This is a genomic window from Mangrovicoccus ximenensis, assembly GCF_003056725.1.
GTDB classification, from domain to species: domain Bacteria; phylum Pseudomonadota; class Alphaproteobacteria; order Rhodobacterales; family Rhodobacteraceae; genus Mangrovicoccus; species Mangrovicoccus ximenensis.
The window spans coordinates 382,683-408,233 of record NZ_QBKZ01000002.1 but is presented as its reverse complement, the minus strand read 5'-3'; the positions used below and the strand labels follow the sequence as shown (position 1 = coordinate 408,233).

Genomic DNA, 25,551 nt, shown 5'->3' with positions numbered 1-25,551 from the left:
CTTCGAGGCGCTGGCCGACCGGGTGCACTTCCTGCACCTGCGCAACGTCGCGATCGAGGGCAGCAACGTGATGAACTCGTTCTACGAGGACGAACATCTCGAGGGCCATACCGACATGGTCGCCATGGTCGCCGCCATCGTCGCCGAGGAAGCACGCCGCAAGGCGGCGGGCCGCGCCGACTGGTCGATCCCGTTCCGTCCCGATCACGGCCAGGACATCCTCGACGACATCGGCCGCGACGCGCAGCCGGGCTATCCGGCAATCGGCCGCCTCAAGGGCCTCGCCGAACTCCGCGGCCTCTACCGGGCCTTCCAGCACGGGGGCCGGGCATGACCCGGCTGGCCTCGCTTGAGCAGGTGCCCGCGGAGCTGCGCCCGTCCTACGACCCGGCGGAGCACGGCACCGGCATCGTCCATCTCGGGCTCGGCGCCTTCCACAAGGCGCATCAGGCGTCGCTGACCGATCTGGCGCTGTCGGCTTCGGGCGGCGACTGGCGCATCCTCGGCGTGTCGCTGCGCTCGCCGAAGGCCTCCGAAGAGCTGGCACCGCAGAACGGGCTCTACACGCTGATCGAGAAGGGCGCGGGCGGCACTGTCGCGCGGGTCATCGGATCGGTGTCCGGGGCGATCTGCTCGGCCGGCAATCCCGGCCCGGCGCTCGACGCGATGGCCGCGGAGACCACGAAGATCGTGTCGCTGACCGTAACCGAGAAGGCCTATGGCCTCGACCGCGCGACCCATGGCTGCGACCCGTCGCATCCGGCGGTGGCGGCCGATCTGGCATCGCCCGACGCGCCGCAGGGCGTGCTCGGCCTGCTGGTTGCGGCACTCAAGCGGCGGCGCGCGGCGGGGCTCGCGCCCTTCACCGTGCTCTGCTGCGACAACCTTCCCGAGAACGGCGTGCTGCTGAAGGGCGCGGTGGCCGATTTCGCCCGCCGCCTCGATCCCGAGCTGGCGGAGTGGATCGCAGCCGAAGGCGCCTTCCCCTCCACCATGGTCGACCGGATCACCCCGGCGGCGACGGCAGCGACGCTGGCCGAGGCCGCGGCGCTGACCGGGGCCGAGGATCTGGCGGCGATCGAGACCGAGTCCTTCTGCCAATGGGTGATCGAGGATGATTTCCCGCTCGGCCGTCCCGACTGGGCGGCGGCGGGGGCGATCTTCACCGATGACGTCGCCGCCTTCGAGGCGATGAAGCTGCGCATGCTCAACGGCACGCATTCGATGCTGGCCTATGCGGGCTTCCATGCCGGGCTGCCCTATGTGCGCGACGTGATGGACGACCCGTCGCTGTCGCAGCTGGTGCGCCGCCATCTCGCCGCAGCCGCCGCCACGCTGCCCGAAATCCCGGGCATCGACACGGCGGAATACGGCGCTGCGCTGGCACGGCGCTTCGAGAACAAGGCGATCGCGCACGAGACCTTCCAGATCGCCATGGACGGCTCCGAGAAGATGCCCCAGCGGATCTTCGCGGCGCTGGCCGAGGCGCGCGCGAAGGACGTGGACATCCGCCCCTTCGCCTTCGCCACCGCGGCCTGGGCGCGGCATGTCTCGGGCAGCACCCATGACTGCGCGGCCTACGAGCTGCGCGATCCGCGGGCCGCGGAGCTGTCCGCGATGGTGTCGGGAAAGGATGCCGCAGGCATCGCCGAGGCGCTGCGCGAGGCGGGCTTCGTGCCGGCCGCAGCGGCAGCGGATGACGGGTTCTGGGCGGAAACCGCCACGATCCTCGAGGCGATGCTGGCGCGGCCGATGGCCGAGGTCATCGCCGAAGAAGCAGGGCGCGGCTGAACCGCGCCCCCTCTGCAACCGCCCCGGTGCGGGCGGTTGCGGTCAGATCTGCGGACCTCAGGCGGCCAGGGTGCCGTGCGGATCGAGCACGAATTTGCGCGCCACGCCGCTGTCGAAGCTCTGGTAGCCGGTGACGGCCTCTTCGAGCGGCATGATCGTCGCGTTGACGATGTCGCCGATCGGCAGGCGGTCATGCAGGATCGCCTGCATCAGCTGGCGGTTGTACTGCAGCACCGGGGTCTGGCCGGTGTGGAAGGACTGCGCCTTGGACCAGCCGAGGCCGAAGCGCATCGACAGGCTGCCCTGCTTCGCCGCCGCGTCGACAGCGCCGGGATCCTCGGTCACGTAGAGGCCGGGGATGCCGACCGAGCCCGCCACGCGGGTGATTTCCATCATCTGGTTCAGCACGATGGCCGGCTGTTCGCCGCCGGAATGGCCGCGCGCCTCGAAGCCCACCGCGTCGATCGCCGCGTCAACCTCGGGCGAGCCGGTGATCTGGGCGATCATGTCGCCGAGACGGTCGCTGGCCGAGAGGTCCACCGGCTCGAAGCCGACTTTCGCGACATGCGCCAGGCGTTCCTTGTTGAAGTCGCCGACCATCACGACAGCGGCGCCGAGGATGCGCGCCGAGGCCGCGGCTGCGAGGCCGACAGGGCCCGCGCCCGCGACATAGACCACCGAGCCGACGCCGACCTTGGCCTGCACCGCGCCATGGAAGCCGGTCGGCAGGATGTCCGACAGCATCGTCAGGTCGCGGATCTTCGACATCGCGCGGTCGCGGTCCGGGAATTTCAGCAGGTTGAAATCGGCATAGGGCACGGTGACGTAGCGCGCCTGCCCGCCGATCCAGCCGCCCATGTCGACATAGCCGTAGGCACCGCCGGCGCGCGACGGGTTCACCGTCAGGCAGACGCCGGTATCGCCTTCGCGGCAGCAGCGGCAGCGGCCGCAGGCGACGTTGAACGGCACAGAGACGAGATCGCCGATCTCCAGCATCTCGACGTCGCAGCCTTTCTCGATCACTTCGCCGGTGATCTCGTGGCCGAGGATCAGGCCCGGCTCGGCGCTGGTGCGGCCGCGCACCATGTGCTGGTCGGAGCCGCAGATGTTGGTCGAGATGACCTTGAGGATGACGCCGTGCTCGATGCGGCGGCCATCGGGGGCCTCCAGCTTCGGATCCGGGATCTTCTGGACTTCGACCAGGCCGGGACCGGTATAGACGACGCCGATATTGCTGCTCATGATAACTCCTCCCACGAGACGCCCCCTGCGGCTGCAGGGTGCCCGCCAGCATGACGCAGAGGCGGCGTCCTGACCTGCACGAATGCGACACATGCGCAAACTGCTGCGACAGGCAGGGTGCCGGGGCCCGGAGAGGAAGGCCCCGGCGCGGAGGGTCAGCCGATCTCCGGCAGCCCCCCGATCAGGCGCTCGGGCGTGACCGGATAGTCGCGCACCCGGATGCCCGTCGCATTGTGCACGGCATTCGCTATCGCCGCCGGGACGCCGCAGAGCCCAAGCTCGCCGACGCCCTTGGCCTTCAGCGGCGAGGCCGCGGCATCCGCGGTGTCGAGGAAGATCACCTGCTGCTCGGGAATGTCGGCATGGACGGCGACCTCGTAGGACGCCATGTCGTGATTGGCGAAGACGCCCCGCCCGGTGTCGAGCGCCATCTCTTCCGACAGGGCTGCGCCGACGCCCATCGCCATCGCGCCGATCACCTGGCTGCGCGCCGTGACCGGGTTGACGATCCGGCCCGCATCGCAGACCGCCAGCATCCGCCGCACCCGCGTCTCGCCGGTATAGGCATGCACGCCCACCTCGACGAAATGCGCGCCGAAAGTGGCCATGGCATAGCCCTTCTGGAACTCGCCCCACTGGACCGCGTCCTCGGCCGAGACCTCTTCCTCGATCTCCGCCAGCGCCCGGTCGCCATCGCCCCCGATGACGCGGCCGCCGCGGAATTCGGGATCGTCGAGACCGAGGCGTTCGGCGATCCGCGCGCGCAGCGCCATGCAGGCTGCATAGACCCCGGCGGTGGAGCTCGGCGCGCCGAACTGGCCGCCCGAGCCCGAGGACACCGGATAGGCGGAGTTGCCCAGCCGCACCTCGACATCCCCGGCCGCCATGCCCATCGTTTCGGCCGCGGTCTGGGCGAGGATGGTGTAGCTGCCGGTGCCGATATCCGTCATGTCGGTCTCGATCACCAGCTTGCCGCCCGCAAGCCGCGCCCGCGCCCCCGAGGGCAGCACCAGATGGCCGCGATAGGCCCCGGCCACGCCATGGCCGACCATCCAGTCGCCGTCGCGCGTGGCCCCCGGCTCCCGGTTGCGCGCCTCCCAGCCGAATTCCTCCGCGCCGCGGCGCAGGCAGTCCGCGAAATTGCGGTCGCTGAACGGCGTGTCGGGCTGCGACGGATGCACCTGGGTATCGTTCAGGATGCGGAATTCGACCGGATCGATCCCGAGCTTTTCCGCCATCTCGTCCATCGCGACCTCGAGCGCCATCAGCCCCGAGGCCTCGCCCGGCGCCCGCATGTCGGCGCTTTCCGGCAGGGCCATGTCGACGACATGGTTCTTCACCCGCCGCGTGCCGCCCGCATAGAAGACCGGCGTCTGCGCCGTCGCGTTCTCGCCGCGCCCGCCCGGCAGGCAATAGGACGCCGCTTCGTGCCAGATGCCCGCGAGGCGGCCGTCGGCACCGGCCGCCAGGCGGAAGAACGAGCTCGTCCATCGAACCAGATTCCGGTCGTGCCGCGAGGCCAGGGCGGCGCCGTTCGAGTACATCGCCATCTTCTACAATCGGCAGCGCCGCCATTCGAGCATCGGATACCGAACACCGGAGCAGGCAAGGATCGGCATGACCACCCCAATGGCCGCATAGTGAATATCGGCCCAGCCCGCGATCCGGGGGCAAGCTCAGTCAGACGTCCCGCCGCTGCCCGGAAATGCATCGCGGCGTCGGCGGGACCGGATGCCGGAACTCCGGAGAAAATTCGGCAAGCGCCATCAAACAGGGACGTTTCCAAACCTCTGCCGATCTGGACCTAAATCGCGAAGTGCTCTGGCCCTATCGGTTTGCAGGGAAAATAGGCAGGACACTCGGCAAACCCGCCGCGGAGCGACCGGCCCCGCGCGATTCCCGCTTTGGAGCACGCCATGAACAAGTCGGTTCAGCCGAACGATCTTTCCGCCGTCATCGAGGCCGACCGCGCCCATCTGTGGCACCACCTGCTGCAGCACAAGTCTCTCGAGACGAAGGATCCGAAGATCATCGTCGAGGGCAAGGGCATGCGAGTCTGGGACCAGACCGGCAAGGAGCATCTCGATGCAGTCTCGGGCGGCGTCTGGACGGTGAACGTGGGCTATGGCCGCGAACGCATCGCCAATGCCGTGCGCGACCAGCTGATCAAGATGAACTATTTCGCGCAATCGGCGGGCTCGATCCCCGGCAGCCAGTTCGCCGAGATGCTGCTCGCGAAGATGCCGGGCATGAGCCGCGTCTACTACGTCAACTCCGGCTCCGAGGCCAACGAGAAGGCCTTCAAGATGGTCCGCCAGATCGCGCACAAGCGCCACGGCGGCAGGAAGCACAAGATCCTCTACCGCGAGCGCGACTATCACGGCTCGACCATCGCCTGCATCTCGGCCGGCGGCCAGCCCGAGCGCAACATGCAGTACGGGCCCTACACGCCGGGCTTCGTCGAGGTGCCGCACTGCATGGAATACCGCGCCCAGTGGGAGTGCGAGAACTATGGCGAGCGCGCGGCTGACGCCATCGAAGAGGTCATCCTGCGCGAAGGCCCCGACACCGTCGGCGCGCTCTGCCTGGAGCCGGTGACCGCCGGCGGCGGCGTGATCACGCCGCCCGAGGGCTACTGGCAGCGGGTCCGCGAAATCTGCGACAAGTACGACATCCTGCTGCATATCGACGAGGTGGTCTGCGGCATGGGCCGGACCGGCACCTGGTTCGGCTATCAGCAATACGGCATCCAGCCCGATTTCGTGACCATGGCCAAGGGCGTGGCCTCGGGCTATGCGGCGATCGCCTGCCTGGTGACGACCGAGAAGGTCTTCGACCTGTTCAAGACCGACATGTCCGACCCGATGGACTACTTCCGCGACATCTCCACCTTCGGCGGCTGCACCGCGGGCCCGGCGGCGGCGATCGAGAACATGAAGATCCTCGAGGAAGAGAACCTGCTGGAGAACACCACCGCCATGGGCGCGCGGATGATGGCCAATCTCGCCGCGCTGATGGAGAAGCACAAGGTCATCGGCGACGTGCGCGGCAAGGGCCTGTTCTGCGGTGCCGAGCTGGTTGCCGACCGCGCCACCAAGGAACCTGCCGCCGAGAAGATGGTGCAGGCGGTGGTTGCCGACTGCATGGCGCAGGGCGTCATCATCGGCGCCACCAACCGCAGCTTCACCGGCTTCAACAACACGCTGTGCTTCTCGCCCGCGCTGATCGCCACGCCGGACGACATCGACCAGATCACCGATGCGGTCGACGGCGCGCTCGGCCGGGTCTTCGGCTGAGCAGGCTGCGGCCCGCTCCGGCGGGCCGCCGGTCCCTGTTGACTGGGACCGGACGTGTTGATCTCCGTTGAGGCCTGACCCTTGTTCGACGTCGCCTCCGGATTGATTGCCGGGGGACGGCGGCGTGATCCGCACGGCATTTCCGGGCGTGATCCGGAGCTTGGCATTGCGGGGCCAGCTCCCGGTCCGGGAGAGCTGCTTATTGGGGCGGCATCGGTTCAAGCCCGATGGGCGACCCGGCGGTCCCGGAGCGCGGCGCGTGCCGCCACCGGTCCGCGGCCGCGCCGGGCGATCCGCAAGTCTCTCCGGGCTGGACCGACGCCGCCATGCCGGTGGCGCCCGGCGCGCTGACGGTGACCGAGCGGGTCACCGTGGTCTTCGCGCTGGACCAGTGATCCGGACGGGGCCGCGGCTGCGCGGCCCCTCTGCCGGTCAGGCGCCGGCGGCGGACAGCGCCTGGTCGAGATCGGCGATCAGGTCCTTGGCATCCTCGATGCCGATCGACACCCGCACCATGTCGGGTGCGGCTCCGGCGGCGACCTGCTGTTCCTCGGAGAGCTGGCGGTGCGTGGTCGAGGCGGAATGGATGATCAGCGAGCGCGTGTCGCCCAGGTTGGCGACATGGCAGAACAGCTTGAGGTTGTCGACGAGCTTGACGCAGGCCTCGTAGCCGCCCTTCAGCCCGAAGGTGAAGAGCGACCCGGCGCCTTCGGGACAGATCCGCGCCACCCGGTCGTGCCAGGGCGAGCTTTCCAGCCCGGCATAGGTCACCCTCGAAATCCGCGGATCGTTCTCCAGCCAGGCGGCGACGGCCTTCGCGTTCTCGACATGCTTGCGCATCCGCAGCGACAGCGTCTCGATGCCCAGAAGCGTGTAATGCGCCGCCTGCGGGTTCATCGTCATGCCGAGGTCGCGCAGCCCGATGGCGATCGAATGGAAGGTGAAGGCCATCGGCCCGAGCGTCCCGAAGGTCAGCCCGTGATAGGCCGGTTCCGGCTGCGAGAAGCTGGGGAACTTGTCCGAGGCCGACCAGTCGAAGGTGCCGCTGTCGATCACCGCGCCGCCGGTCACCGTGCCGTTGCCGGTCAGGTATTTCGTGGTCGAATGGACGACGATGGTCGCGCCGTGCTCGAACGGGCGGCACAGATAGGGCGTGGCCGAGGTGTTGTCGACGATCAGCGGCAGGCCGGCCTTCGCCGCGACCGCCGAGACGGCGTCGAGATCGGTGATGTAGCCGCCCGGATTGGCGATCGACTCGCAGAACACGGCGCGGGTGTCGCCGTCGATGGCGGCCTCGAGCGCGGCCAGATCGTCGAAATCGACGAATTTCGCCGACCAGCCGAAGCGCTTGATCGTCTGGCTCAGCTGCGTGACCGTGCCGCCGTAGAGCCGGGTCGAGGCAACCACGTTGCGCCCCGGGGCCATCAGCGGGAACAGCGCCATGATCTGCGCGGCATGGCCCGAGGAGCAGCAGATGCCGCCCGCGCCGCCTTCGAGCGCGGTGATCCGCGCCGCCAGCGCCGAGACCGTCGGGTTCGTGAGCCGCGAATAGATGTAGCCGATCTCCTCGAGGTTGAAGAGCTTCGCGGCATGCTCGGCATCGCGGAACTTGTAGGCGGTGGTCTGGTAGATCGGCGTCTGGATCGCGCCGGTCGCCGGATCAGGCGCGGTGCCGGCATGGACCTGCTTCGTGTCGAAGCCGTGATCGGGTGCGTCAGTCATCTTGTCCTCCCTCTGTGGGACAAAGGCTTAGGCCATCGGGGGGGCTGTTGCCAACGGGCTTTGCCGCCGCGGCGGGCTGTCGCATCTTGGCTCTTGCGCGAAGCGGGGCCTTCGTGGAACTGTCGGCCATATCAAATGCTTCGGGAGGGCCCATGCGACGGCATCTCGGGCGGTTCGCCGCCTTTCTCCTGCTTCTCTGCCTTCCTGCCATGGCCGTGGCCGACTGCACCTTGCCCGAGCTGCGCACCGACCAGCCGCCGCCCGCGGACGGGCCGGTGCGGGTGGCGGTCGGCTTCATCGTCGCGGATTTCCTCGGCGTCAGCGATACCGACCAGCGCATCGATGTCGACCTGCGCATGGCGATGGAATGGACCGATCCGCGTCTCGAGGGGCTCGAGGGCTGCCGCTTCGGCGTCAGCCAGGTCTGGTTCCCGCCGGTGATGCTGGCCAATTCCGCCTCTCTGCGCGAGGCCTTCCGGATTTCCCGCAACCAGGTCGCGGTCGGCGAGGGCGGCCGGGTCCGCTACGTGCAGCGCTATACCGGGTGGATCTCCTCCTATCACCGGCTGGAGCGCTTCCCCTTCGACCGCCAGCATTTCACGCTGGATTTCCTGGCGCCGGACATGGATGCGCAGAGCCTGTTGCTTGAGCCCGCCGAGGCGCCGCCGCGGATCTCCGGGCGGCTCAATGTCGAGGGCTGGAACATCGAGGGCGTGTCGCTGGCGTCCGTCGTGCACCAGCTTGCCGTGCTCGACCGTCCCTCCAGCGTGCTGACCCTGACGATCGAAGCCCAGCGGGAGGCGACCTACTACATCTACCGGGTCCTGCTGCCGCTGAGCTTCGTGGTGGCGATGTCCTGGACGATCTTCTGGGGCTCGCCGGAGCGGTTCGAGTTCCGCATCGGGCTCGGGGCGACGGCGATGCTGACGGCGATCGCCTTCTCGCTGTCGATCGCCGGGCAGCTGCCGACGCTGGGCTACCTGACGGTGATCGACAAGATGCTGATCTGGGCGGTGGGGCTGGTCTTCCTGTCGATGGCCGAGTCGCTGGTGGCGTGGCTGATCAACAAGGGCGGCGAGGGCCGCGCCTCGGACAAGCCCGCCGCCCGCCGCCTCGACCGCACCTCCCGCTACGTCTTCCCGCTGCTCCTCTTCGGCGGCTGGGCCGCGATTTTCGCGATTTAGGCGGAGCTGCGGAGCGGGCGCGCGCCGGGAATGTTCTGCCGCAGCCGGGGTGCCTCCTCGTGACGGTCCCCCGCACGCACTGGATCACGGCCGGCCAGTGCCGCCGCCACTGCGGTCCGTGCGCGCTCCAATGCCGCGGTGCCTTCCGAGCAGGCCGGGTGACCGGCCAGTGCCAGTTCCGCAATGGCGATGTTTTCCCGCGTAATGGCCCAGTCCGGCGGATGCGCGGACACATCGTGGACGGTGAGGGCGGCGCGATAGGTGGCGGCGCTGCGTGCCGGCAGGGCGGTGCCGTCCTCCCCGGCGCTGCGGCTGCCCTTGTCCCGAAGCGCGACGCCGGGGGTGTTCCGCAAATCGCCCCAAAGTTGCAGCTCTGCTCCCTTGTCGATTTGCGAGAGGCCCGTCCGGTCCATGTCGATGGCCCGTGCCAGCCCGGTACCGCCATAGCGCACCCCGCCTGCGTGGCGCCGGCCTTCGCAGCGTGCCCGCCGTCTTGCCGATCCGGCCAGGTCGGGGCCCGCAAAGCTGTCGGCGGCGGAGAGGATGCGGCAGGCGTCTTCCACCCGGCCGCGCAGACACGCGCTGTCGGCGCGGGCGAGCCCGGTCTCCGCCGCGATCTCGGTCTCGGCCTCGTCCACGCGGGACAGGAGCGCCTCCATTTCCTGCGGATCGCCGTGCCGGATCGCGTCCTGTGCGGTGCTCTTGAGATTGGCAATCGCCGCCGCCCGCCCGTTCAGCCCCTCCACCTGCCGCAACAGCGCGCGGTCGTCCTCGGCCTTCTTCTCCAGCAGGTCGCGCCGTGCCCCGGGATGCCGCTGAAAGGCAATCCGCGATGCCGAAGCGGGTCGTCAGCGCCTTCAGCTGGTCGGTGCCCGCCCTTGCAGGTGCCCCGACGGTGTCGAGCGCTTCGCCGACCGGGCCGCATTGCTCCCGTCCGGCGTTTCCTTCGCGATGGCCGGGGCAAGGGCGGTCATGAAGGTCGGATCAGCCAGCAGGTCGGCCGGAACCGGGTCGAACCAGCGGCGGAACCCCTCGATCATCCCCGCGCGGCTGACCTCGGACCCAGATCGGCACGCCTCGCTGCCATGTCGTCCAGTACCTGTTCGGCGCTCGGATCCGCGGCGGCAAGCTCTGCCGGGGCGGGCATGGCCGCTTCCAGCAACTGCGGAAGCAGGACCTCCGCCTCGTCCGGCGAGCCGCTGGATGCGGGGCGCCGTTGCAGCGCCTGCGCAATGCTCTCGGCCATGGATGCCGCGGCATCCCTGCGCCAAAACGCCGTCCGCTGGTTCATCATTTCATCCTGAACAAGTCCCATGGCATTGATATCCGGCGGATTTCGCCCTGTTTTCTTCGCCATGCCCTGCAAGGAAGAGCACGACACAGGCCGAAACCCTGCAATTTCCGGCCGCCGGTGCCGGCTGCCGCCGCCGCCCGAGCGCGCGGAGCGCGCCTGGAAGAACCGCTTGACCACGCGGTCCTCCATCGAATGGAAGGTGACGACCGCCAGCCAGCCGCCCGGCGCCAGCACCCGCTCGGCGGCCTCGAGCCCTTCGGCGAGCTGGCCGAATTCGTCGTTCACCGCGATGCGCAGCGCCTGGAAGCTGCGGGTCGCCGGATGGCTCTGGCCGGGCTTCGGGCGCGGCAGGCAGGACTCGATGATCTTGACCAGCGCCTGCGTCGTCTCGATCGGCGCGGTCTTGCGCGCGGTCCCGATCGCGCGGGCGATGCGGCGCGAGGCACGCTCTTCGCCGTAGTGATAGAGAATGTCGGCCAGGACCTCCTCGGAGGCGCCGTTGACCAGATCTGCCGCCGAGACGCCGTCCTGGCTCATCCGCATGTCCAGGGGGCCGTCGCGCATGAAGGAGAAGCCCCGCTCCGCCAGGTCGAGCTGCATCGAGCTGACCCCCAGATCCAGCGTGATCCCGTCAAGCGGCCGGTCGGTGGCCTGGTCGAGCGTCGAGAAGGTGCCGTGGAACAGGCTCAGCCGGTCGCCATAGGGCTTGCCCCAGTCCGCCGCCAGCTCCAGCGCCAGCGGATCGCGGTCGACTCCGATCACATGCTCCGCCCCGGCATCCAGAAGCGCGCGCGTGTAGCCGCCGGCACCCAGCGTGCCGTCCAGCCAGCGGCCGGAAACCGGCGCAACCGCCTCGATGATCTTGCCGATCAGGACCGGAACGTGGGGGGCTTCGGTCATCGGTTCAGTCTTCCATGTCAAGCAGTTCGGAGAGGTCCATCCCCTCCTCGTATCCCTCGACCTCGGTGAGGTCGAATGCGGCCGCCTCGGCCTCGTAATCGACCGAGTTCCAGATTTCAAACTTCTCGCCGCCGCCGGCGAAAGTCAGCTCGCCGGTCTCGCCCAGCCCCAGCCGCGTGCGCAGATGCTTCGGCAGCACGATCCGTCCTGTGGTGTCGACCCGGGCTTCCCAGCTGAGCGTCAGGAAGGCCTTGACCAGCGCCTTCTTTCGCGGACTGGCCTTCATCGCGTGGATCTTGGCTTCGACCTCGGCCATGGCCTGCTGGCTGTAGCCCAGGAGACAGCTGCGGGTCGTGTCGCCGAAAACGATGATCAGGTTGGGGTCTTCGCCGGACTCGCGGTCGGGATCGCCGGCATCCAGGACCTTCCGGATCTGTGCAGGAATCGAGACGCGGCCCTTCGCGTCGATCTTCTGCCCAAATTCGCCCCGGAAGGTGCAGAGCACGATGTGATCCCCTGGCAATCCTACCTAAATGAAAGTGGCGGACCGGGCCGCTGCCACAGCCTGATCCGCCACCTGTGCCTCTTGGTCGATCTTCTGCGCGGGGCAAACCTTGGGGGACACGCCCGCGCGAAGACTTCTTACCGGAGATGTGCTTGCCTGTATGAGCCTGCTTTATTTTTTGTCTGTCTCCGTTAGGGAAAGGGATACTATGGGATTTCATGGAACTCAACAGGAATTTACACCAAAGGAGCAGAAAATTTTCCGAGTGTGCGGAACCTGTGACGAAAGTTGCGGGAAGACTCGCCGGATTTCGCGGAAAGAGCCAGGAAATACGTGTTTCGCCCCCCGTCCGCCCATGGGATTTCATGGAATCCGGCCTGCTCCAGCCACCTGCCCTCTGGTTCCATGAATTCCCCTGCGGGATCCAGCCGGGACCGGACGGGCCGCACGGCGCACGCTGCGACCAAGGTCTAATGCCTGGGGATCATTTTGCACTTGCAGAAAGATCGTCGCCGCCTGCCGCGGGGCAAACCCCCAAGAGAATCGATCAATCCTCAAGTATGAAACGATAATTTCCGACGCTTGCGCATGCTGCATAGCAGAAATGTTAACTACCCTATTGTGCAGGTGCAGAAAAATGCTAGATTGAGATCACAGGAAGCGACACGGACCCTGTGGTCCGCTCCGGAGCTTCCGCAGACATTCAGATCAGGAAGCCCCTCCTCCTCCCTGGGCTTTCTGCTTTCGCGGCGGCACCCTCCTCCTCCCTGGTGTCGCCGCTTTTTTTTGCCCGCAGCCCGGCGCACACGGCCCGGAGCCGCTCACAGGATCTCACGAAACCTCACGGAAAGCCCGCTCAGGACGCCGCGGCGGCCTTGCGGGACAGACACACATGCTGGCAGACCGCCATGATGTGCTCTATGTCGACGGGCTTGCGCAGCGCCGAGACCACGGCCGGGGACAGCCCCATCAGCCGCGCCTGGGAGAACCCCGCCGCGCCCGCGACCAGCACCATCTTGCAGTCCGGATTGGCATAGGTCGCCAGCGCCGCCACCGCACGGCCGGGACCGCCGCCGAGATAGAGATCGAGCAGGACAAGATCGAAGCTGCCGCTGATCAGCGCCTTGCGCGCAGCCTGCGCGCTGGCGGCCTCCTGCACCTCGTGCCGCTCCCGCCGGAAGGCAGCCGCCCACAGCTCCCTCGGATTCGGATCGTTCTCGACAATAAGTATCTTCATGCACGCATCCGAAAAGCACCGGCAGGACGGACGCCGCGGTCCGCCCGCACCCCCATGCTTACAAAATGCCGCACCTGCATTCTAGGCGGAAATGCCGCCGGGCCGGAAATCAGAAAGGCGGATCATCCCCGGCCTCGGCGGCAGGCTTCAGGAAGCGCGCGACGACATGCTTGGTCCCGGCACGCTCGAACGCGACCTCCAGCTTGTCGCCCTCGATGCCCGCCACCGCGCCGTAGCCGAATTTCTGGTGGAACACCCGGTCGCCCAGCACGAAGCTCGACACCGCATCGAGATCGATCACGCTGGTCAGCGATTCCTTGGGCTGGTGCATCGGACGCGGACGGCTCTGGGCCTCCTGCAGCCGCTTCCAGCCAGGGGAATTGTAGACATCCGCCCGCGCAGCCCGGTCATCCAGCGTCGAGCGCTGCACCGGCGCCTGCCCGCCATAGAGGCCCGAAGGCGTCAGCACCTCGACATGCGCCTCGGGCAGCTCGTCGACGAAGCGCGAAGGCAGCTGCGACTGCCACTGGCCGTAGACCCGGCGGTTCCCGGCGAAGGAAATCGTGCAGACCTCCTCGGCGCGGGTGATGCCGACATAGGCCAGGCGGCGCTCCTCCTCGAGGCCGGTGATGCCGGATTCGTCCATGGACCGCTGCGACGGGAACAGCCCGTCCTCCCAGCCGGCAGGAACACCGCCGGGAATTCGAGGCCCTTGGCGGCATGCAGCGTCATGATCGAAACCTGCGGACCGGCATTGCCTGCATCGTTGTCCATGACCAGCGCCACGTGCTCGAGGAAGCCCTGCAGGTTCTCGAAGCTCTCGAGCGCCTTCACCAGCTCCTTGAGGTTCTCCAGCCGGCCCGGCGCCTCGGGCGTCTTGTCGTTCTGCCACATCGCGGTGTAGCCCGACTCGTCGAGGATCACCTGGGCTATCTCGACATGGTTGGCGTCCGGCTCGCGCAGCATGATCGCCCAGCGGTCGAGCGCTTCGACCAGCTCGCGCAGCTTCGCCCCGCCCTTGCCGCCGATTTCCTTCGCCTCGACCAGGAGCCGCGCGCCTTCCTTCAGCGGCACGCCGTTGGCGCGCGCCGCCAGCTGGATCTTCTGCTGCGCCTTGTCGCCGAGGCCGCGTTTCGGCGTGTTGACGATGCGTTCGAACGCCAGGTCGTCCTCGGGCGAGGTCACCATGCGGAAATAGGCCATGGCATCGCGGATCTCGAGCCGCTCGTAGAAGCGCGGCCCGCCGATCACCCGGTAAGGCAGCCCGATGGTCAGGAACCGGTCCTCGAAGACGCGCATCTGGTGCGAGGCCCGCACGAGAATGGCGCAGTCGTCGAGCCCGAAGGGCCGCATGCCGCGCGTGCCCTTCTGCATCGACTCGATTTCCTCGCCGATCCAGCGCGCCTCTTCCTCTCCGTCCCAATGGCCGATCAGCCGGACCTTCTCGCCGCCCTTGGCATCGGTCCAGAGCGTCTTGCCCAGCCGCCCCTGGTTGCCGCGGATCACCCCCGAGGCGGCGGCGAGGATATGTTCGGTCGAGCGGTAGTTCTGCTCCAGCCGGATCACCGCGGCGCCGGGGAAGTCCTTCTCGAAGCGCAGGATGTTGCCGACCTCGGCACCGCGCCAGCCATAGATGGACTGGTCGTCGTCGCCGACGCAGCAGATGTTGCGGTGCCCGGCCGCGAGCAGCCGCAGCCACATGTACTGCGCGACGTTGGTATCCTGGTACTCGTCGACCAGGATGTAGCGGAACCAGCGCTGGTACTGCTCCAGCACGTCGGGGTTCTTCTGGAAAATCGTCACGACATGCAGCAGCAGGTCGCCGAAATCGCAGGCGTTCAGGTCCAGCAGCCGCTGCTGGTAGGCGCCGTAGAGCTCTATCCCGCGGTCGTTGAAGGCGTTCGCCTCCGAGGCCGGGACCGCATCCGGGCGCCAGGCGCGGTTCTTCCAGTTGTCGATCACGCCCGAGAGCGCGCGGGCGGGCCAGCGCTTCTCGTCGATATTGGCTGCCGAGATCACCTGTTTCAGCAGGCGGATCTGGTCGTCGGTGTCGAGAATGGTGAAGTTCGATTTCAGACCGACAAGCTCGGCATGGCGGCGCAGCAGCTTGACGCAGATCGCGTGGAAGGTGCCGAGCCAGGGCATGCCCTCGACCGCATGGCCGAGCTGCTTGCCCACCCGGTCCTTCATCTCGCGCGCGGCCTTGTTGGTAAAGGTCACGGCCAGGATCTCGTTCGGCCTGGCGGTGCCGGTGCTCAGCAGATGCGCGATCCGCGCGGTCAGCGCCCGGGTCTTGCCGGTCCCCGCCCCCGCCAGCATCAGCACCGGCCCGTCGAGCGTCTCGACCGCCTCGCGCTGCGCCTGGTTCAGGCCGTCCAGATAGGGCATCGGCCGCGCCGCCATGGCCCGGCGCGACAGCGGCATCGCGGCCGCCTCGAAGGCTTCGCTGTCATCGAATTCATTCATGCCCCGGCTTATAACGCGGGCCGCGCCGGGTGAGAAGGCGTGTTCCCGATACGTTCCGGAAATTTCCGTCAAAACCTTTTGCAGTTCCGGATCGGGCCCGCCGGACCTGTCTGCAGGGGCGCTGCGGGCCGCACATCCGCAGGCAGATTCTCTGCCGCCGCCCTCCCGCGGCGCGGCCGGATCAGCCCAAGCCCCCCGCTGCATGGCGCAAAATGCGTGCCGGACACCATGGATGAATGGCAAATTCATGACGGAAAAACGGCCGGTTTACAGGCACTTCCCTGAAATGGCGGCGCAATATCTGTAACAATTTGACGCCGCATTAGCACAAATGTTTGCCAGCCGCCTTCGGGGACGCTAAGTCAGGCCCCAACGTCGATTTTGGTAAGGATATGTGACCATGGCCGAGTTCTCGAAGATTCTCGTCGCCAACCGCGGCGAGATTGCCATCCGGGTCATGCGGGCAGCCAACGAACTGGGCAAGAAGACCGTCGCGGTCTATGCCGAGGAAGACAAGCTCTCGCTGCACCGCTTCAAGGCAGACGAAGCCTATCGCATCGGCGAGGGGCTCGGGCCCGTGGCCGCCTACCTGTCGATCCCCGAGATCATCCGCGTGGCCAAGGCCTGCGGCGCGGACGCGATCCATCCCGGCTACGGCCTGCTCTCGGAGAACCCGGAATTCGTCGAGGCCTGCGACGCGGCCGGCATCACCTTCATCGGCCCGAAGGCCGAGACCATGCGCGCGCTCGGCGACAAGGCCAGCGCCCGCAAGGTCGCCATCGCCGCGGGCGTGCCGGTGATCCCGGCGACCGAAGTGCTGGGCGATGACTTCGACGCGATCGCCGAAGAGGCGGCCGAGATCGGCTATCCGCTGATGCTGAAGGCCAGCTGGGGCGGCGGCGGACGCGGCATGCGGCCGATCCTCGATCCCTCCGAGCTGAAGGACAAGATCGCCGAAGGCCGCCGCGAGGCCGAAGCCGCCTTCGGCAACGGCGAGGGCTATCTCGAGAAGATGATCACCCGCGCCCGCCATGTCGAGGTCCAGATCCTCGGCGACAAGATGGGCAACATCTACCACCTCTACGAGCGCGACTGCTCGGTGCAGCGCCGCAACCAGAAGGTCGTCGAGCGCGCCCCCGCCCCCTACCTGTCCGAGGCGCAGCGCGAGGAAATCTGCGAGCTCGGCCGCAAGATCTGCGCCCATGTGAACTATGAATGCGCGGGCACGGTCGAATTCCTGATGGATATGGAGACCGGCAAGTTCTACTTCATCGAAGTGAACCCGCGGGTCCAGGTGGAGCACACCGTCACCGAGGAAGTCACCGGCATCGACATCGTCCAGGCGCAGATCAAGATCGCCGAGGGCAAGTCGCTGACCGAGGCGACCGGCAAGGCCAGCCAGTACGACATCAAGCTGACCGGCCACGCGCTTCAGACCCGGATCACCACCGAGGATCCGCAGAACAACTTCATCCCGGATTACGGCCGCATCACCGCCTACCGCTCGGCCACCGGCATGGGCATCCGGCTCGACGGCGGCACCGCCTATGCCGGCGGCGTGATCACCCGCTACTACGACTCGCTGCTGGTCAAGGTCACCGCCAAGGCGCCGACCCCCGAGGCCGCGATCAAGCGGATGGACCGCGCGCTGCGCGAGTTCCGCATCCGCGGCGTCTCGACGAACATCGACTTCGTCATCAACCTGCTGAAGCACCCGGTCTTCCTCAACAACGAGTACTCGACCAAGTTCATCGACACGACGCCCGAACTCTTCGACTTCAAGAGCCGCGCCGACCGGGCGACCAAGGTGCTGACCTACATCGCCGACATCACGGTGAACGGCCATCCCGAGACCGCAGGCCGGGTCAAGCCCGCCATGGCCAAGGAGCCGCGCGCGCCGAAGGTCGAGCCGGGCCTGGCGCCCGAAGGCACCCGCACGCTTCTCGACCGCGAAGGCCCGCAGGCCGTCGCCGACTGGATGGCGGCGCAGACGCGGCTGCTGCTGACCGACACCACCATGCGCGACGGGCACCAGTCGCTCTTGGCCACAAGGATGCGCTCGATCGACATGATCCGCGTGGCGCCGGCCTATGCGGCGAACCTGTCGGGGCTCTTCTCGGTGGAATGCTGGGGCGGCGCGACCTTCGACGTGGCCTACCGCTTCCTGCAGGAATGCCCGTGGCAGCGGCTGCGCGACCTGCGCGCCAAGATGCCGAACGTGATGACGCAGATGCTGCTGCGCGCGTCGAACGGCGTCGGCTACACCAACTACCCGGACAACGTGGTCGAGAGCTTCGTCAAGCAGGCTGCGGCGTCGGGCGTCGACGTGTTCCGCGTCTTCGACAGCCTCAACTGGGTCGAGAACATGCGCGTCGCGATGGACGCGGTGGTCGAGGCAAACAAGGTCTGCGAAGGCACGATCTGCTATACCGGCGACCTTCTGGACCCGGCGCGCTCGAAATACGACCTGAACTACTATGTCTCGATGGGCAAGGAGCTGAAGGCCGCGGGCGCGCATGTGCTCGGCCTGAAGGACATGGCGGGCCTCTTGAAGCCGACCCAGGCGGGCATGCTGGTCAAGGCGCTGAAGGAAGAGGTCGGGCTGCCGATCCATTTCCACACCCATGACACCTCGGGCGTCGCCGGGGCGACGATCCTCGCCGCCGCGCAGGCCGGGGTGGATGCGGTCGATGCGGCGATGGACGCCTTCTCGGGCGGCACCTCGCAGCCCTGCCTCGGTTCCATCGTCGAAGCGCTGCGCCATACCGAGCGCGACACCGGACTCGACATCGCGAAAATCCGCGAGATTTCGGATTACTGGGAAACGGTGCGCGCGCAATACGCCGCCTTCGAGTCGGGCCTCGCGGCGCCGGCCTCCGAGGTCTACCTGCACGAGATGCCCGGCGGGCAGTTCACCAACCTCAAGGCGCAGGCGCGCTCGCTGGGGCTGGAGGAACGCTGGCACGAGGTCGCGCACATGTATGCCGAGGTGAACCAGATGTTCGGCGACATCGTGAAGGTGACGCCGTCCTCGAAGGTCGTCGGCGACATGGCGCTGATGATGGTCAGCCAGGGCCTCAGCCGCGCCGAGGTCGAGGACCCGGCGAAGGACGTCGCCTTCCCCGACTCGGTCATAGACATGATGAAGGGCAATCTGGGCCAGCCTCCGGGCGGCTTCCCGGAGGGCATCGTCGCAAAGGTTCTGAAGGGCGAGACGCCGAACACCGAGCGCCCCGGCAAGCATCTCGCCCCGGTCGACCTGGAGGCCGAGCGCGCCAAGCTCGCCAAGCAGTTCGGCGTGGAGATCGACGACGAGGATCTGAACGGCTCGCTGATGTACCCGAAGGTCTTCGCCGATTACATGACGCGCCACGACATGTACGGCCCGGTCCGGACGCTGCCGACGCGCACCTTCTTCTACGGCATGGAGCCGGCCGAGGAGGTCTCGGTCGAGATCGACCCGGGCAAAACGCTGGAAATCCGCCTGCAGACCGTGGGCGAGACCCAGGATGACGGCGACGTGCGGGTGTTCTTCGAGCTGAACGGCCAGCCGCGCACCATCCGCGTGCCGGACCGCAAGGCCAAGGCGTCTTCCGCGGCGCGGCCCAAGGCCGAGGCCGGAAACCCCAAGCATATCGGCGCGCCGATGCCCGGGATCGCCTCGCAGATCTCCGTCACCCCCGGCCAGGAGGTGAAGGAGGGCGACCTGATCGTCGTGATCGAGGCGATGAAGATGGAAACCGGCCTCTATGCCGAGACCGCGGGCAAGGTGAAGGCGGTCCATGTCACCGCCGGCGCCCAGATCGACGCCAAGGATCTGCTGGTCGAACTGGAATGATGCATGGGGCGGCCTGCGGGCCGCCCCTTCGCTTTCCGGGACAGCCGCGCGGCCGGCCCTTTTGCCGCGGCGCGCCCGCTTCTTCCCGCGCATCGGCCCGGCTAGGATGCCGGAACCGGCCCTGCCTGGCCGGAGGGCGGCCCCGGGGAGTGGAAGACCATGGACGAAGTCCTGCTGCATATCGGCATGCACAAGACCGGAACGACCTCGATCCAGTCGGCGATCCTCGGCTATGACGACGGCGACACGGTCCAGGCGGATCTGGAGATCCCCAACCATTCCGCCCCGCTCTACACCGCCTTTTCCGCAAACCGCGCCAAGTACCATTACTGGCGCAGCTTCGGCCTCGGCCCGGAGCAGATCGAGAAGCGCCGCAGCTCCTATCTGGAGATGCTCGATGCACAGCTCGCCCGCACGGACCGCAGGCGGCTGCTGATCTCGGGCGAGGACATCAGCATCCTCGATCCGGCCGACAAGACCGCGCTGGTCGACTTCTTCGCCGCGCGGGTGCCGAAAATCCATGTGCTTTGCTATCTGCGCGCGCCCGGCAGCTACGCCGCTTCCGCCTTCCAGCAACGCATCACCGGCGGCATGGCGCAGCTTCCGGCGCATTGCAGCCCCGGCTACCGGATGCGGCTGGAGGCGTTCCGCACCGATGCCCGCGTCACCACGCTGGAGGTCCGGGAGTTCTCCCGCGGCAAGCTGGCGGGCGGCGATGCGGTGGAGGATTTCGCCACCGTGCTCGGGCTCGACCTGGCGCGGATGGCGCGCACCAGCCTGAACGAAGGGCTGGGCGAGACAGCGGCCAAGCTGCTCTACCATTTCAACCGGGTGATGCCGCTTTCGGCCGGCGACCGGGTGCTGATGCAGGCGCGCATGGCGATGGGCCGCGAACTGGCGGCCGCCTACCCGTCGCGCCCGATCGCGGCGGAGTGGCTGGGCGCGCTCGCCGACGCCTCCGAGACCAGCTATGTCGCCGGGCATTTCGGCATCGATTTCCCTGCCGCCGCCGCGGACGCCCCGTCCGACCGGGCGGCGCTGGAGGGCTACATGGCGGACCTGTCCGGAATCGACCTGGCGCCGCTCGACCGGCTTCTCGAAACGCACCGGATCTCGGGCCGCTTTCCCGGCGCGACCGAGAAGCTGGTCCGGCTCTATCTGTGGCATGTCTACGAGCGCGAGACCGCGCTGGCCGCACGCAGGCAGGCCGCCGCGGCGGGCTGAACCGGGGCCCGGCCCGGGATCACTCCATGGCGAGGATCAGGTTCCTGACCTGCGGGTAGATCTCGTTCTCCCAGCGGCGGCCGTTGAACACGCCGTAATGGCCGACATTGGCCTGCAGGTGGTGCCGCTTCAGATGCGGCCGCAGCGAAGAGCAGAGTTCATGGGCCGCCGTGGTCTGGCCGAGCGCGCAGATGTCGTCGCGCCCGCCCTCGACGGTCAGGAGGGCCGTGCGCCGGATCGCGGCCGGCTTCACCTTGCGGCCGCGATAGGTGAATTCCCCGGTCGCCAGCTCCGCCTTCTGGAAGATCCGCTCGATCGTCTCGAGATAGAATTCCGCCGTCAGGTCGAGCACGGCGAAATACTCGTCGTAGAATTCCTTGATCTTCTCCGCCTCGCGGAACTCGCCCTTCGACAGGTGGCCGAACAGCTTCCGGTGCTGGTCCTGATGGCGCTCCATGTTCATCGCCATGAAGGCGGTGAGCTGCACGAAGCCCGGATAGACCTTGCGCCCCGCCCCGGCATAGCGCGACGGCACCCGCGCGATGACATTGGTCTCGAACCACTCCATCGGCTTCTCGTTGGCGAGGTCGTTGACCACCGTCGGACTTTCGCGCACGTCGATCGGCCCGGCCATCAGCGTCATGGACACGGGCGTCGCGGGGTTGTTGTCCTCAGACATCACCGCCACCGCCGCGAGCGCCTGCACGCAGGGCTGGCAGACCGCCAGGATGTTCGAGCCCGGGCCGATATGCTCGAGGAACTTGATGACGTACTCGACATAGTCCTCGACGCCGAAACTCCCGGCCGAGAGCGGCACGTCGCGGGCATTGGCCCAGTCGGTGATATAGACGTCGTGGTCGCGCAGCAGCACCTCGACCGTGCCGCGCAGGAGCGTCGCGAAATGCCCCGAGAGCGGCGCCACCACCAGGATCGGCGGCTGCGGCGTATCGATGTCCTTGCGGAAATGCAGGAGCCGCCCGAAGGGCAGCGACATCGCCACCTCCTCGGTGACGGTCGCATCGACATTGCCGGTGCGGACCTTGTGGATGCCGAAGGGCGGGCTGGCATGGGTCAGCTGGAAGCGCGACACCATCTCCATCGCGGCATCGAAATACTGCGCGGTGCCGTTGAGCATCTGCCCCCAGGGCGTGCCGCCCAGGCGCAGGTTCCGTGCCATCATCCGGACCGGCGCGATCACGTCATCCTGGAATTGGTAACCCATGTACAGCATCGTGCCTGCCCCCTGCCTTGTCGCAGCATGTTCGCAGAAAAAAGTTAGTGCATGTTTCGCTGCGCTGCGACAGTATTATTTGCAGTGCGGCATGAAACGCGGGGAACCCGGCCATGGCTCAGGCGACTTTGACTATTTCTTCCAAGAATTACTCATCCTGGTCGCTGCGCGGCTGGCTGCTGTGCAAGCTTGCGGGACTTGATTTCGAGGAAAAGCCGGTCTCGATGGACGATCCGGACACCCGCCAGGAGCTGCTTCTGCTGTCGCCGACGGTGCGCGTGCCGCGGCTGGCGCATGACGGGGTCGAGGTCTGGGACACGCTCGCCATCGCCAACTACCTGCACGACACGTTTCCGGACGCGGGCATGTTCCCCGAAGACCGCAAGGCGCGCGCGCATTGCCGGGCGATCTCGGGCGAGATGCATTCGGGCTTCTTCAACCTGCGCTCGGCGCTGCCGATGAACATCAAGGCGCGCCACGCCAAGTTCAAGGTCTTCTCCGGCGCCCGCCCCGACATCGCCCATGTCAAGGAAATCTGGAGCCAGTGCCTCGACAGCTATGGCGGGCCGTTCCTGTTCGGCGCGGCGCCTTCGGTGGCGGATGCGATGTTCGCCCCGGTCTGCACCCGGTTCCGAACCTATGCGGTGGAGCTGGAGCCGAAGCTGCAGGCCTATTGCGACACGATCTTCGCTTGGGCGCCGATGCAGGAATGGGAAGACGCCGCCAAGGCCGAGCCCGACGAGATGGCCGAGCTCGAAGTCGAGTTCTGAGACCGGACGTTCTTCGTCGTACGGATGAAATCAGGAGATGTATCCGAGCAGTCGCGCCTCAATGGCTTGGCGCGATTTTTCTGTGCGTTGAAGCTTGCCACGTCCATCTTGGTCGAGTTCTTCAACATCAATGACCAGAAGATTGACACCATGGACAGGAAGTACCGTGCGCCGACGCTCATCGTAGCGGCGACGTTGCTCGCCCCGTGACAATCCAGAGATCGTCTGCTTTCGGTCCCAGAAAGGTACTTCGTAGCTATGCTGAAGCTCATTGTACTCTATCACGAGGCTTAATTCTTGATAGAATGCGTCCACGGGCAAACTTGCAGATCGGCCGTTTGCCCCAACATCTCCCCTAAGAAAGGCAAAGCGGTGCTGACGCCAGGCCTTGCATCCAAGCAAGAGATCACACTGGTCGATAACCCATGTTTCGTCGCGATCATTTCGCCTGCTTAAACGATCCGGCGTCACCGCAGGCGCTCTGCAAACGATCTTGTCTAGAACGCCCTGCATGTCGCGTTGCTGTCCGCTTCCAGTCGGAACCGTCCACCTGTCGTTGTGCATGTGCCAGGAAAATGCCGCCCTGCGCAGGGCAGAACGAAAGACTTTCGGGCATATCCTCGCCTTTCTCGCCATCTCAGCCGCCGTCGTCACGCCGCAATTCAACCTGCCCATTCTCGCCAGCTCCCGGTCATTACGGGCCATCCCGCTGCCGGGAGCTTTCGCAAAAACGTTTAACGAAAGGTTGCCAAGGATCTGTCAGTCCTTGATCAGCATCTTGCGCGGGATGTTGCAGAAGATCTCGGGGTCGTGCTCGGTAATGGCAATCGACTCGGTGGTCTCGTAGCCCCAGCTGTCCATCCACAGGCCGGTCATGAAATGGAAGGTCATGCCCGGCTGCAGCACCGTCCGGTCGCCCCGGCGCAGCGACATGGTGCGCTCGCCCCAGTCGGGCGGGTAGCTCAGGCCGATGGAATAGCCGGTACGGTTTTCCTTCTCGATGCCGTGGCGTTCCAGCGCCCGGAAGAAGGCGATCGCGATGTCCTCGCAGGTATTGCCGGGCTTCGCCATCTCGAGCCCGGCTTCCATGCCCTCGAGCACCGCGGCCTCGGCATCGAGGATATGGCCCGGCGGCTTGCCCAGGTAGATCGTGCGCGACAGCGGCACGTGGTAGCGCTGGTAGCAGCCGGCGATCTCGAAGAACGTGCCCTCGTCGGGCTTCATCGGCAGATCGTCCCAGGTCAGGTGCGGCGCGGCGGCATCCGGCCCCGAGGGCAGGAGCGGCACGATCGCCGGGTAGTCGCCGCCATGGCCCTCCCAGTCGTCATAGCGCAGCCCGGCATCGTAGATTTCCGCCACCAGGTCGCATTTGCGGATGCCGACCTCGACCTTCTCGGCGATCCGGCGGTGCTGGCGCTCGACCAGCCGCGCGGCCGAGCGCATGTAGTCGAGCTCCTTCTCGGATTTCACCGCGCGCTGCCAGTTGATGAAGCCGGTGGCATCCTTGAAGGTCGCATCCGGCAGCCCGGAGGTCAGGCGTTCATGCGCCCGCGCCGAATACCAGTAATTGTCCATCTCGACGCCGATATGGCCCTTGTCCCAGCCGAATTCCTTCAGCTTCGCGCAGAGGTATTCCATCGGGTGGCGTTCGGTCGACTGGACGTAATGGTCGGGATAGCCGATCACCCGGTCGCGCTGCATCCAGACGGTGCGGTAGGCGCCCTGGGCGTCCTGGCCGCGGCCGAACCAGACCGGCGCGCCATGCGGGCCGACGATCACGCATTGATGGACATAGAAGGACCAGCCGCCATAGCCCGCGACCCAGGCCATGTTGGACGGGTCCGAGAGGATCAGAAGGTCATAGCCCTCGCGTTCCATCCGGGCGCGGATCTTGACCAGCCGCGCCTCGTATTCCTCGGTCGTGTAGCGTTCCGGCGTTCTCTGCAGCTTGTTCATCGGCTCAGTCCTGGTCGAAGGCGGCAAGCGCCCTGGTGGCAATCGCGGTATCCTGCACGCCGGTCCCGGTCAGGTCGGCGATCGTTATCTCGTCGGGCGCGCGGCGGCCGGGATGGCGGCCTGTGATCACGTCGCCCAGTTCGGGAATGCTCCCGTCATCGGCGATGGTCCCGGCCTCCAGCGCGGCGCGCAGCTCGCCCATCTTGCGGGTCTGGGCGACCCTGTCAGCAACGTAAAGGCCGGCGCGGCCAAGGCAAGCCGGGTCGAGCTCGCCCTTCCCGGCCTGGTCGCTGCCCATCGCCGTCACATGCTGCCCCGGGCGCAGCCAGTCCGCCATCAGGATCGGCTCGGACGCGGGGGTGGTGGTGACGATGATGTCCGCAAAGGCCGCTGCCTCGGCCGGGTCCGCCACGGCGCGGACCGCGAGGCCGGGGGCGGCGCGGTGCGGGCGTCGTCCACCGCCTGCTGGGTGCCGACGCGGCGGTCGAGCAGCTCGGTCACCCGCTTCTCGTCGCGCTGCGTCGCGGCCAGCGCGGCTTCGGCGGCCGAGACCGAGGCCTTGGCCTGCTTCACGGCGGCGTCATAGGTGGCGGGATCGATCGTGTAGAGCAGGTCGCCCTGCTCGACATGGCTGCCCTCGGCGAAATGGCGTTCGGTGATGATGCCGGCCACCTGCGGGCGCACTTCGGCCACCGCAGAGGCGACGACCCGGCCGGGCAGGGTGGAGGTCAGGGTGATTTCCTGCGGCTCCAGCGTGACCACGGTCACCGGCGCGGGCGGCTGTCCGCCGCCCTGCTGGGCCGCTGCGGGCAGGGCCAAGGCGCAGAATGCAAGCGCAAGGGCCGGGAGAGGACGGAAAATTCGAGTGGAACACATGTCTGGCACTCCGCGTGCG

The 25,551-nt window shown here is 67.2% G+C and carries 20 protein-coding genes and 3 pseudogenes; 9 read left to right on the top strand and 14 right to left on the bottom strand.

The genetic code is table 11. From position 1 onward, the window contains the following. The coding region (locus tag C7T91_RS08380; RefSeq protein WP_201742020.1) for a mannonate dehydratase at positions 1-334 on the top strand (334 nt) is incomplete at its 5' end. Beyond that, positions 331-1,791, top strand: a complete 1,461-nt coding sequence (locus tag C7T91_RS08375; protein WP_108258840.1) for a mannitol dehydrogenase family protein — start codon at positions 331-333, stop codon at positions 1,789-1,791. The genes C7T91_RS08380 and C7T91_RS08375, both read left to right, overlap by 4 nt. A gap of 57 nt (positions 1,792-1,848) precedes the next feature. Here the strand turns inward: C7T91_RS08375 and fdhA are convergent, their stop codons facing one another. Then, on the bottom strand, positions 1,849-3,033 hold the full coding sequence (gene fdhA, locus C7T91_RS08370; RefSeq protein WP_108258839.1) for a formaldehyde dehydrogenase, glutathione-independent: 1,185 nt from the start codon (positions 3,031-3,033) through the stop codon (positions 1,849-1,851). 155 nt (positions 3,034-3,188) lie between these two features. Then, positions 3,189-4,577: a xanthine dehydrogenase family protein molybdopterin-binding subunit gene (locus C7T91_RS08365; RefSeq protein ID WP_236638099.1), complete on the bottom strand. Its 1,389-nt coding sequence runs from the start codon at positions 4,575-4,577 to the stop codon at positions 3,189-3,191. On the opposite strand from C7T91_RS08365, the pseudogene C7T91_RS08360 reads away from it, so the two are divergent. The 3 genes and pseudogenes from C7T91_RS08360 to C7T91_RS32360 all read left to right on the top strand — a co-directional run. After that, positions 4,507-4,674, top strand: a pseudogene (locus C7T91_RS08360) (IS3 family transposase); the annotation flags it as partial. The gene C7T91_RS08365 and the pseudogene C7T91_RS08360 overlap by 71 nt on opposite strands. A gap of 275 nt (positions 4,675-4,949) precedes the next feature. Next, a complete protein-coding gene (locus C7T91_RS08355) occupies positions 4,950-6,329 on the top strand; it encodes an aminotransferase family protein (protein ID WP_108258838.1) in 1,380 nt (459 codons plus the stop codon). A gap of 227 nt (positions 6,330-6,556) precedes the next feature. Then, complete coding sequence (locus tag C7T91_RS32360) at positions 6,557-6,724, top strand: hypothetical protein (protein WP_161555801.1); 168 nt, start codon at positions 6,557-6,559, stop codon at positions 6,722-6,724. A 37-nt stretch (positions 6,725-6,761) separates the two neighbouring features. Here the strand turns inward: C7T91_RS32360 and C7T91_RS08350 are convergent, their stop codons facing one another. After that, positions 6,762-8,051, bottom strand: a complete 1,290-nt coding sequence (locus tag C7T91_RS08350; RefSeq protein ID WP_108258837.1) for an O-acetylhomoserine aminocarboxypropyltransferase/cysteine synthase family protein — start codon at positions 8,049-8,051, stop codon at positions 6,762-6,764. 152 nt (positions 8,052-8,203) lie between these two features. On the opposite strand from C7T91_RS08350, the gene C7T91_RS08345 reads away from it, so the two are divergent. Continuing rightward, on the top strand, positions 8,204-9,235 hold the full coding sequence (locus C7T91_RS08345) for a ligand-gated ion channel (protein ID WP_108258836.1): 1,032 nt from the start codon (positions 8,204-8,206) through the stop codon (positions 9,233-9,235). Here C7T91_RS08345 and C7T91_RS08340 read toward each other — a convergent pair. The 6 genes and pseudogenes from C7T91_RS08340 to C7T91_RS08315 form a co-directional block, all read right to left on the bottom strand. Next, a complete protein-coding gene (locus C7T91_RS08340; RefSeq protein ID WP_108258835.1) occupies positions 9,232-9,990 on the bottom strand; it encodes a hypothetical protein in 759 nt (252 codons plus the stop codon). The two genes, C7T91_RS08345 and C7T91_RS08340, sit on opposite strands and share 4 nt — an antisense overlap. A 102-nt stretch (positions 9,991-10,092) precedes the next feature. Continuing rightward, positions 10,093-10,275, bottom strand: a complete 183-nt coding sequence (locus C7T91_RS08335) for a hypothetical protein (RefSeq protein WP_108258834.1) — start codon at positions 10,273-10,275, stop codon at positions 10,093-10,095. Positions 10,276-10,658: 383 nt separating this feature from the next. Then, positions 10,659-11,429, bottom strand: a pseudogene (gene rsmH, locus C7T91_RS08330) (16S rRNA (cytosine(1402)-N(4))-methyltransferase RsmH); the annotation flags it as partial. Between the two features lie 4 nt (positions 11,430-11,433). Beyond that, positions 11,434-11,934, bottom strand: a complete 501-nt coding sequence (locus C7T91_RS08325) for a division/cell wall cluster transcriptional repressor MraZ (RefSeq protein ID WP_161555800.1) — start codon at positions 11,932-11,934, stop codon at positions 11,434-11,436. An 856-nt stretch (positions 11,935-12,790) separates the two neighbouring features. Further along, positions 12,791-13,171, bottom strand: coding sequence for a response regulator (locus C7T91_RS08320; RefSeq protein WP_108258831.1), 381 nt, complete (start codon positions 13,169-13,171; stop codon positions 12,791-12,793). Between the two features lie 109 nt (positions 13,172-13,280). Next, positions 13,281-15,637 (bottom strand): annotated as a pseudogene (locus C7T91_RS08315) (ATP-dependent helicase). A 400-nt stretch (positions 15,638-16,037) separates the two neighbouring features. On the opposite strand from C7T91_RS08315, the gene C7T91_RS08310 reads away from it, so the two are divergent. Then, positions 16,038-19,475 (top strand): pyruvate carboxylase, encoded by a 3,438-nt coding sequence (locus tag C7T91_RS08310; protein ID WP_108258830.1) that lies wholly within the window; start codon positions 16,038-16,040, stop codon positions 19,473-19,475. 159 nt (positions 19,476-19,634) lie between these two features. Further along, positions 19,635-20,699: a hypothetical protein gene (locus C7T91_RS08305; RefSeq protein WP_108258829.1), complete on the top strand. Its 1,065-nt coding sequence runs from the start codon at positions 19,635-19,637 to the stop codon at positions 20,697-20,699. Between the two features lie 19 nt (positions 20,700-20,718). Here C7T91_RS08305 and C7T91_RS08300 read toward each other — a convergent pair whose 3' ends face one another. Next, positions 20,719-21,921: a polyhydroxyalkanoate depolymerase gene (locus C7T91_RS08300; protein ID WP_236638098.1), complete on the bottom strand. Its 1,203-nt coding sequence runs from the start codon at positions 21,919-21,921 to the stop codon at positions 20,719-20,721. Positions 21,922-22,043: 122 nt separating this feature from the next. On the opposite strand from C7T91_RS08300, the gene C7T91_RS08295 reads away from it, so the two are divergent. Then, complete coding sequence (locus C7T91_RS08295) at positions 22,044-22,700, top strand: glutathione S-transferase family protein (RefSeq protein WP_108258827.1); 657 nt, start codon at positions 22,044-22,046, stop codon at positions 22,698-22,700. A gap of 30 nt (positions 22,701-22,730) precedes the next feature. Here C7T91_RS08295 and C7T91_RS31445 read toward each other — a convergent pair whose 3' ends face one another. From C7T91_RS31445 to C7T91_RS38405, 4 genes are all read right to left on the bottom strand, one after another. Next, complete coding sequence (locus C7T91_RS31445) at positions 22,731-23,375, bottom strand: hypothetical protein (RefSeq protein ID WP_145962810.1); 645 nt, start codon at positions 23,373-23,375, stop codon at positions 22,731-22,733. A gap of 84 nt (positions 23,376-23,459) precedes the next feature. After that, entirely contained in the window at positions 23,460-24,656 is a 1,197-nt protein-coding gene (doeA, locus tag C7T91_RS08290) for an ectoine hydrolase DoeA (protein ID WP_108258826.1), read from the bottom strand. A gap of 4 nt (positions 24,657-24,660) precedes the next feature. Then, entirely contained in the window at positions 24,661-25,068 is a 408-nt protein-coding gene (locus tag C7T91_RS38410) for a hypothetical protein (protein WP_108258825.1), read from the bottom strand. Next, positions 24,993-25,475: an efflux RND transporter periplasmic adaptor subunit gene (locus tag C7T91_RS38405; protein WP_330848827.1), complete on the bottom strand. Its 483-nt coding sequence runs from the start codon at positions 25,473-25,475 to the stop codon at positions 24,993-24,995. The genes C7T91_RS38410 and C7T91_RS38405 overlap by 76 nt, the downstream gene beginning before the upstream one ends. Positions 25,476-25,551 lie beyond the last annotated feature (76 nt).